5 protein-coding genes are annotated in these 9,229 nt (G+C 58.5%); 4 read left to right on the forward strand and 1 reads right to left on the reverse strand.

The genetic code is table 11. The annotated features are described in order from the left end of the window. Positions 1 to 515: 515 nt before the first annotated feature. From secDF to Q0Z93_RS08395, 3 genes are all read left to right on the forward strand, one after another. Positions 516 to 3,494 (forward strand): protein translocase subunit SecDF, encoded by a 2,979-nt coding sequence (gene secDF, locus Q0Z93_RS08385; protein ID WP_298064498.1) that lies wholly within the window; start codon positions 516 to 518, stop codon positions 3,492 to 3,494. 89 nt (positions 3,495 to 3,583) lie between these two features. Then, positions 3,584 to 4,240 (forward strand): ABC transporter ATP-binding protein, encoded by a 657-nt coding sequence (locus Q0Z93_RS08390; protein ID WP_298064502.1) that lies wholly within the window; start codon positions 3,584 to 3,586, stop codon positions 4,238 to 4,240. 2 nt (positions 4,241 to 4,242) lie between these two features. Then, positions 4,243 to 5,025, forward strand: coding sequence for a TIGR02757 family protein (locus Q0Z93_RS08395; RefSeq protein ID WP_298064499.1), 783 nt, complete (start codon positions 4,243 to 4,245; stop codon positions 5,023 to 5,025). Between the two features lie 856 nt (positions 5,026 to 5,881). Here the strand turns inward: Q0Z93_RS08395 and Q0Z93_RS08400 are convergent. Further along, positions 5,882 to 8,728, reverse strand: coding sequence for a M16 family metallopeptidase (locus tag Q0Z93_RS08400; RefSeq protein WP_298064500.1), 2,847 nt, complete (start codon positions 8,726 to 8,728; stop codon positions 5,882 to 5,884). 197 nt (positions 8,729 to 8,925) lie between these two features. Between Q0Z93_RS08400 and Q0Z93_RS08405 the strand changes: the two genes are divergently transcribed. Next, positions 8,926 to 9,105 carry a helix-turn-helix domain-containing protein gene (locus Q0Z93_RS08405; RefSeq protein WP_298064501.1) on the forward strand — a complete coding sequence of 60 codons (180 nt, stop codon included), beginning with the start codon at positions 8,926 to 8,928 and terminating at the stop codon, positions 9,103 to 9,105. Positions 9,106 to 9,229 lie beyond the last annotated feature (124 nt).

The raw sequence follows: 9,229 nt of genomic DNA on the forward strand, positions 1-9,229 counted from the left end.
GCAATATTAAGAGCGGTCTATTGCTTCCGGCCCAAGAGGATCGAAGACAAGGGTATCCGGCAGGCTCAAGAGATGCGAAGCATCTCAAAAAGTTTGGCTTCGCCTTCCTCCTGGCGCCTCGGCCATTCGAGCAAGCTCGACGGCGCTCGGCTGCTGCATCGGTTTTCTGGTTCTCTTTGTTCACAACCGACGCTGCCAGCGAGAGCAGAGCGGGCTTGCCAGCTCTGCCGAGCGGCGAGGAGGAACCGAGCAGCGTTCCGAGAGCAGAGGCCGCTGGCGGAATATGCCGAGGTAGCGCGAGGAAGCCGGAGGCAAAACGAGCGGAGCGAAGTTAAAGAGAACAGTTCCCTCAAACCAAGTGCACAAATAAACCAGCAATTTTGGTTCCAATCCGCCGCGGACAGCTTACACAGACCTTTAAAAACCGAAATTGAGGCGAGTATCAGGAAAAAAGTATATATTTGCAACTTCTGATAATCGACTAAAAACAAAACAAATAAAAACTTTTACTATCCATGCAGAATAAAGGCGCACTCAAGTTCCTGGCCATTATGCTGGCCATCGCCTGCGCGTTTCAGCTCTCATTCTCGTTCGTGACGCGGAGCGTGCGCAAAGACGCCGCCAAAGCGTCCGGCGGGAACTCGGCCGTTGAACAGGCCTACCTCGACTCCATGAAGTCGCAGGTCGTGTACAACCTCGGGCTGGTGAAATACACCTATGCCGAATGTCAGGAAAAAGAGATCAACCTGGGGCTCGACCTGCAAGGAGGGATGAACATCACCCTCGAGATCGCAGTCGAAGACGTGCTCAAAGCACTTTCCAACAACAGCACCGATCCGCAGTTCCTCCAGGCTATGGCCGAAGCCAAGAAAGCGATGCGCAACAGCACCGACGACTTCATCACCCTGTTCGCCAACGCCTATCGGAACATTGCACCGGAAGGGCGGCTGGCCGCCATTTTCGGGACTTACGAACTCAAAGGGAAAATCACGCCGGAATCCACGAACGAACAGGTAATCAAAGTCCTGCGCGAATCAGCCGATGCCGCGATCGCCAACTCGTTCAACGTGCTCTCGACCCGTATCGACCGCTTCGGCGTGGTACAGCCCAATATCCAGCGCATCGGGAACACGGGGCGTATCCTCGTCGAACTGCCGGGGATCAAAGACCCGGAACGGGTGCGGAAATTGTTGCAAGGGACTGCCAGCCTCGAATTCTGGACGACTTATACGGCGAAAGAGCTGTGGCCGATGATGATGCAGGCCAACGAAGAAGTGGCCAAGATGCTGGCGACAGCCGATTCGACGGCGAACACCGCTTCGGCGGCCGTTGCGGACACCGTTGTCGCAGCGGTGGATTCCACCGACATTCTGGCCGCGCTCGGTGCAGCCCGGGGAGACGATGCGCCGGCCGCCGCACGCGATGCGGCGGGACAGGTCACCTCGCTCTTCAGCGTCTTGCAGCCGATACAGGAAGGCGGTGTGATCGGCATGGCGATGTCGTATGATACGGCAAAGGTCAACACCTATCTCAATATGTCCCAGGTGCGGGCGCTGTTCCCGCGGGATGTGCGTTTCATGTGGGGGATCAAAGGAATCAAGACCAACCCGAACGTATATGAACTGTACGCTATCAAAGGCAGCAACGACGGGCGTCCGGCTCTGGACGGCAGCGTGATTACCAATGCGGTGGGGGAATACGGGCAGACAGGTTCGGAGGCCCATGTGTCGATGAGCATGAATGCGGCAGGGGCGAAAACGTGGGCCCGGCTGACGGCGGACAACGTCGGACGGTATATTGCGGTGGTGCTGGACGGATATGTCTACTCCTGCCCGATCGTGAACGGGGAAATCACCGGGGGGCATTCGGAAATCTCCGGCGACTTTACCATCGCTGAGGCGAAAGACTTGGCCAATATCTTGCAGTCGGGACGGCTTCCGGCCCCGGCGCAGATCGTGCAGGAGGCCGTTGTGGGGCCGTCGCTGGGACAGGAGTCCATCAACGCGGGGATGACCTCGTTCGTGCTGGCTTTCGTGCTGGTGCTGGCCTACATGCTCTTCTTCTACCATACGGCGGGATTCGTGGCCAACATCGCCTTGCTGGCCAACCTCTTCTTCCTGTTCGGAGTGCTGGTGTCGTTCGGCGCGGTGCTGACGCTGCCGGGGATCGCCGGGATTGTCCTCACGATGGGGATGGCGGTCGATGCCAACGTGATTATCTATGAACGCGTCAAGGAGGAACTGCACTCGGGGAAAGGGATCAGTCTTTCCATCGCGGACGGTTTCAAGAACGCTTATTCGGCCATTATCGACGGTAACGCGACCACATTGATTACCGGTATCGTGCTCTTTATCTTCGGAACCGGGCCGGTGCAGGGCTTTGCCACGACGTTGATCATCGGGATCATTACGTCGCTGTTCTGTGCGATCTTCATCACCCGGCTGATCTTCGTGGCGATGCTGGAGAGAGGGCGGAACATCAAGTTCTGGAACCACTGGACGGAACATTTCCTGGGGAATACCAAAGTCGACTTCGTGGGGCTCAGGAAATACACGTACATTATCTCGGGCACTTTGATCGCCGTGATGCTGATCTCGCTGGCGACCAAAGGGCTTAGCTACGGGGTGGATTTCTCCGGGGGACGGGCCTATGTGGTGCGTTTCGACCGGCAGGTGACGGCCAATGAGGTGCGCGAGGCGCTGGACAAGGCCTTTACCGACGGACTGGAAGTGAAACAGTACGGGACCAAGGACCAGAAGCAGATGCGGATCGTCACGCAATACAAATATGCAGACGATGCGGACGGAGTGACCAACGAGATCAACGAAATGATGTACCGGGCTTTGGCACCGCTGTACGACCAGAAAATCTCGATCGACGACTTCACCACTACGGTCAGCAATCCTTACGGGATTATCAGTGCCGAGAAAGTGGGGCCGAGCATCGCGCACGACATCAAAGTCAACTCGGTGATCGCGGTGATCTTCTCGCTGCTGGCCATCGGGGTTTACATCGCCCTCCGGTTCAAGAACTGGCAGTACGGGATGGGGGGGATCGTGTCGCTGTTCCACGATGCGATCCTGACGATCGGTATCTTCTCGCTTTTGTACGGCCTGCTGCCGTTCAACCTGACGGTCGACCAGTCGTTCATCGCCGCGATCCTCACCATCATCGGCTACTCGATCAACGACACGGTGGTGATCTTCGACCGTATCCGCGAAAACCAGCACCTCTATCCGCGCCGCTCGCGCCGCGACAATATCAATCACGCGATCAACAGCACGCTGGCGCGGACGGTGAACACCGCGGGGTCTACGTTCGTGGTGCTGCTGGCGATCTTCATCTTCGGCGGCGAGGTGATCCGCGGGTTCGTTTTCGCCTTGATGTTCGGGGTGGTGATCGGGACTTTCTCGTCGGTATTCGTGGCTACGCCGGTGGCTTACGACATGATGAAACGCAAGGAACGCAAGACCGGCAAGACGATTGCGGACTAATTCCTTGAGCGGAGGCTGATTGAGTGTGCGGCCTGTCCTTTTCGGGACAGGCCGCACGTGTTATGAAAAATGCTATATTTGTTTCCATGATGATACGATGCAGGGATATACATAAGCGGTTCGGGGCACTGGAGGTGCTGCGCGGGATCGACCTCGACATTGCGCAGGGCGAAGTGGCCGCCATCGTGGGGCCGAGCGGGGCAGGGAAGACCACGCTGCTGCAAATCATGGGGACACTGTCGAGACCCGACGGCGGCACGGTCGAAATCGCGGGTTCGGATGTGGGGGCATTGCGGGCGGCGGAGCTGGTGCGGCTCAGGAACGAAAAGATCGGTTTCGTGTTCCAGTTCCACCACCTGCTGCCGGAGTTCACGGCTTTGGAAAACGTGATGATCCCGGCCTTGATCGGGCGGCGTCCGCGCAGCGAGACGCAGAAGCGGGCGGCTGAATTGCTGGAATGGCTCGGGGTGGGACATCGGGCGGCGCACAAACCGGCGGAGATGTCGGGGGGCGAGCAGCAGCGGGTGGCGGTGGCACGGGCGCTCATCAATGATCCGGCGGTGGTTTTCGCCGACGAACCGTCGGGAAACCTCGACAGTGTCAATCGGGAAGGGCTGCACCGGCTCTTTTTCCAGCTTAGGGACCGGTTCGGATACACTTTTGTGATCGTCACGCATGACAATGACCTGGCGGCGATGTCCGACCGGCGGATTTTCATGCGGGACGGCTTGATCGTCAGTGAATAGCCGTGAGGCGGGAAGAGGTCAAAGAATACCTGGACGAGTTGTGCGTCCGATACAACCGGGAGACGTTCGTTCCCGACGATCCGGTGTCGGTGCCGCACGGTTTCGTGCGGGCCGAGGATATCGAGATCGCGGGGTTTCTGGCGGCGACGATTGCCTGGGGACAAAGACCGACTATCGTGCGCAACGGGCGCAGAATGATGGAGCTGATGGACGATGCGCCGTATCAGTTCGTTACCGAGTCCCAGGCGGCGGATTGGGATGCGTTGATGCCTTTTGTGCACCGGACGTTCAACGGCGGGGATTTCGTCTATTTCGTCCGGGCGTTGCGGCATATCTACCTGCATCACGGCGGCCTGGGCGGTTTTTTCCGGACGGCCTATGTCCGGTACGGCGACCTGAAGCCGGTTTTATCCGATTTCCGGCGGCTTTTCTTTTCTCCGGAGCTGGAGCCGCTGCCTCGGCATGCCCGGCATCTCCCGTCGGTGGACAAAGGGGCGGCCTGCAAACGGCTCAATATGTTTCTCAAATGGATGGTGCGCCAGGATGACAACGGGGTGGATTTCGGCCTGTGGAGCGATGCGATTCCGGCTTCGGCGTTGTACCTGCCGCTGGATGTCCACACGGCGAATGTTTCGCGGATGCTGGGGCTGCTGACGCGAAAGCAGAATGACTGGCGGGCGGTGGAGGAGGTGACGGGTGTGCTGCGGTCGTTCGATGCGACCGATCCGGTGAGGTACGATTATGCGCTTTTTTGCGCGGGAATTTACAGGGAATTGTCTGTTTAGGCGGGGGCTTCCCCTCCGGATCGCAAAGACTAAATAAATCGTAGGCTTATTTAGCACCGTTCTGTACGGGACTGTCGCTTTCTTGAAAGAAAGCGACGCAAAGAATTTTTGAGATAGTTGCGCTACTCCTTAGGCTCCGCAGTCCTCTTTCTTTGCATTGGTTCGGGGCGCGGGAAGCGGGCCGATTAGGTACAAGCCTCATTATATCGGCCCGCTTCCCCGCACCCCGACAAATCGAAGACAAGGGTATCCGGCAGGCTCAAGAGATGCGTTAGCATCTCAAAAAGTTTGGCTGCGCCTTCCTCCTGGCGCCTCGGCCATTCGAGCTTGCTCGATGGCGCTCGGCTGCTGTGTCGGTTTTCTGGTTCTCGCTAACTGCGCACCGCTTGTTTTCCTTCTCGCTGCTCACCTTATTCAAGGTAGAGGCAGCTCGGTTCGAGTGCCGAGCGGCACCGCTGGCAGCGTCGGTTGTTCACAAAGAGAACAGTTCCATACCGAAGTGCGTACAATAAAACATAGGATTAATTATAGACTCTTGCAAACGTTTTTGCTCTGTTGTCGGCAATCTCACTATGACAGCCCGGAGCCACTCCCGGCGGAGGCTGGCACTCGAGCCGGGCTGTAACTACCCGAAATGTCCTCCGCAGGCTGCGCCCTCTTTACCGTTAAAAATGTATTTGCCCGCACGCTGGCGGGAATCCTGTTCAAAAGCGCAAGCTGCTTTTGAACGATTCCCTGCTCCAGCCGTCGCACACGGAGCCACTGCCTCTGCCGTCCCGGTCTTGGCGGAGAAAGGCTGCGGCCCGCATGCCTGCGGGCGCAAATCCTGACCTCATGAACCCTCTGCCGCCCCCAGCTATTCCTCTTCCTCCGCAGGCAACTGAACCACCGTGCAGACATTCCCCTGCCCGAACGCCGCCGCAGCCGTCCGCCGGATCGACTCCGCCGAAAGCCCCTGCACCGCCGCCTCGTAACCCGTGTAACGGTCGTTGTCGTTCAGATACCAGCTCGTCAGGTAGCCCAGCCACGTACCGTTATGGATCAACCCGTCGCGGTATTTCTTGAGGAAAAACTCTTTCGTCTTGGTCAGTTCCTCGACCGTCGCCCCTTCGGCCGATAAAGCCTCGATCTCCCGCGCCACTAACGGCAGCAGCTCGCCCACCCGGGCCGTGTCCGTCTCGAAGAAAATCTGGTAGGCAAACCTCGGCATCGGCACCTTTTGATACGTCAGCGAAACACCCACGCCATATGTACCCCCCTTCTCCTCACGGATCGACTGGGTGTAGCGCATTTCCAGAATATATCGGATCGCCTCCAGATCGACGCTGCGTTCCAGCGAATAAGGGAGCTCGCCGGTATAGAGTTCGATAGCCGTCACTTTGGGCGTCTGCAACGGCGTTTTGTACATGTTCTGCACCACGCCCGGAACCGGCAGCACGATGTGATCGCCCCACTGCGGCGCCCGTTTGCGCCGCGCCGCCGGCAGCGAGCCGAGGTACTTCTCGGCCAGCGGACGCAGCGAATCCGCCGGAATATTCCCCATAAAGACGAACGTCATTCCATTGGCATCCGAGAAGAACTGCCGGTAAAGCTGTTCCGTGCGTTCCAGCGAGACCGCGTCCAGCACCTTCCCGCTCAGCAGCATGAACACCCTCGGATTATGGCCGTACACCGTCTGCAACAGACTGTCCTGCAGGATATAGTTCGGGTCTTTCACCATGTTGGGCAGCAGCGACCGGTATTGATTCATCAGTATGTTCCAGTCGCTGCGGTCGAACCGCGGGGCCGTATAGTACAGGTACACGAGCTGCATCAGCGTCTCGATGTCCCGCGGCGAGCAGCTGCCGCTGAAACCTTGCGACAGGGAGCCGATGTTCGGTCGCACGGCTGCGATCTTGCCCGTCAGCAGCTTGTCCAGCTCCGTGCGCGAAAAACTCCCCACCCCGGCCATGTCCAGATAGGCAGGCAATACATGGAGGTCGTACAGATCCGTCACTTGCGCCACGGTCGACTGGCCGCCTTTCTGAAAAGCATTCATCAGCACCTCGTCCGCTTTCAGCTCCATCGATTTGACGACCACCCGCACCCCGTTCCCGAGGGTCATCACCGTCGAGCCGTATTTCCCCGTTTCGGTTTGGATCGTCGGCGACCCTTTCAGAGCCGAGGCGTCCATCAGCTTTTCCCCCTGCACCCGATCCCGATAGGCTTCGATCTCGGCGTTTTTCACCCGTTCCGCCACCGCCAGCACCTCGGCCTCCGTCGGCAAGCCCACGCCCGCTTTTTCCGGCATCGAAATCAGAATCGCACTGTTGCGGTCGTGCACCCAGGAGGCCGCTTCTGCGTTCACGTCGGCCAGCGTGATGGCATCCAATATCCGCCGCGTGATCCGCAAGTCCTGCTCCGGGGTCAGATACGGCGCCCCGTTTTCAAAATGTTCCATGTATCCATTGACGAACTCCCCGTTTTTCCGGTCGTTGCGGTTCGCGAAGTAGCTCTCCGTCCCGCGCAGTATATCGCTTTTGGCCCGGTCCAGCTCCGACTGGACGAAACCGCCGCGCTGCATCCGGTAGGCTTCGGTGTACAATGCCTCCAATGTCCGCAAAGCCTCGCCCTCGCGCGCCGTCGCGCCTAAGAAGAAAGCGTCGAACGGCCGCACCACCGGACTGTATCCCCCGCCTGCCCCCAGAAACGGTGCATCCTCCTGCCGCGACAGTTCGGCGAACCGTTCGTTCAGCATCCGCCCCGCCAGCGAATGGAGGTATTCGCGGTAGAGGCGTTCCATCCCGTCATACCGGTCGATCAGGGGGCGTTCGCGGAACAGAATCTGCACCGACGTGGAAGTCAGCTCCGGATCCGACGTCACCGAAACCAGCGGCTGTTCGTTGTCCGCCACGGTGATCGTCGCTTTCGGCGTGCGGACGGCAGCCGGCTTCAAGTCCGCCATTGTCTGCCGCAGTTTCCGCTCCATGCTGTCCACGTCGAAGTCTCCCACGATCACGAACGCCTGCATATCCGGCCGGTACCAGCGCCGGTAGAAGTCGCGCAGCTCGCTGTATTTGAAGGTCTTGAGCACTTCCTGGTTTCCGATCACGTTGCGCCGGGCGTAGAGCGAGCCGTTGAACAGAACCGGCGCTTGTTTTTCCAATATCCGCCGCTGGGCGTTGTCTCCTTGCCGCCACTCTTCGATGATCACGCCGCGCTCTTTGTCGATGTCGGCGGTGTCGAGGGTGATATGTCCCGCCCAGTCGTGCAGGATCAGCAAGGCCGAGTCGACGATCCCGGGCCGGGTTATGGGCACGTTGGTGATCATATAGGTGGTCTGTTCCTGTCCGGTGGCGGCGTTGAGGTTCTCGCCGAACCGCACGCCGACGGACGAGAGCCAGTCGATCATCGAGTTGTCGGGAAAGTGTTGCGACCCGTTGAAGGCCATGTGTTCCAGAAAATGGGCCAGCCCGTTCTGCGTGTCTTCTTCTTGTATGGCGCCGACTTTGTAGTAGATGTGGAAGTCGGCCCGGTCTGCCGGTTTGGCGTTGTGTTTCAGGTAGTAGGTGATGCCGCTGGGCAGGGTGCCTGTGCGGACGCTGCTGTCCACCGGAACGGTTTCGCCGGGGAGGGGTTTCTGGGCGAATGCGTGGCTGGTGCTCAGCAGTGCGGCGGCCAGCAGCAGGCCGGGCCGCAGAATATGACGGCAATGGAGTTTCATAGGCTTCGGTTTCGAGGTTTCTATTTACGGCTTTTTGACGTGAAGTTGGGATAAAGTTACTTTTTTTTCTAATTTTACACTCATTACAAGTATTCTAATAGACGCTCTTTGCGGGATTCGACGGATGCCGTCGGGGTTTCCCCCTGTTTTTTCAGGGGAATGTCCCGGAAGGAGGGGTTGCAAACACAAATCGTACCATGAACGAAGAAAAAGTATTGGCGCTGCTGAAAGCGCAGGGCGTGCCGATGAAGTCGGGCGAGGTGGCTGATGCTATCGGGCTGCCGAAAGCTGAGGTCGACAAGGCGATCAAAAATTTGGTGAAAGAGGGTAAGGCGGAGTCGCCCAAACGCTGTTATTATGCGGCGGTGAAAAAATAGCGGCCTGGCTGCCGCAGGTTTATTTTGCACCGTGCCCCCGGGAGGGAACTGTTCTCTTTGTGAACAAAGAGAACCAGAAAAACTTTTTGAGATGCTTGCGCATCTCTTGAGCCTGCCGGGTATC

The sequence above is a fragment of the uncultured Rikenella sp. genome (assembly GCF_947628055.1).
Lineage (GTDB): Bacteria > Bacteroidota > Bacteroidia > Bacteroidales > Rikenellaceae > Rikenella.

Coding starts and splice junctions, on each gene's coding strand:
- secDF (WP_298064498.1), top strand. CDS start 516: ATGCAGAATAAAGGCGCACTCAAGTTCCTGGCCATTATGCTGGCCATC.
- Q0Z93_RS08390 (WP_298064502.1), top strand. CDS start 3,584: ATGATACGATGCAGGGATATACATAAGCGGTTCGGGGCACTGGAGGTG.
- Q0Z93_RS08400 (WP_298064500.1), bottom strand. CDS start 8,728: ATGAAACTCCATTGCCGTCATATTCTGCGGCCCGGCCTGCTGCTGGCC.
- Q0Z93_RS08405 (WP_298064501.1), top strand. CDS start 8,926: ATGAACGAAGAAAAAGTATTGGCGCTGCTGAAAGCGCAGGGCGTGCCG.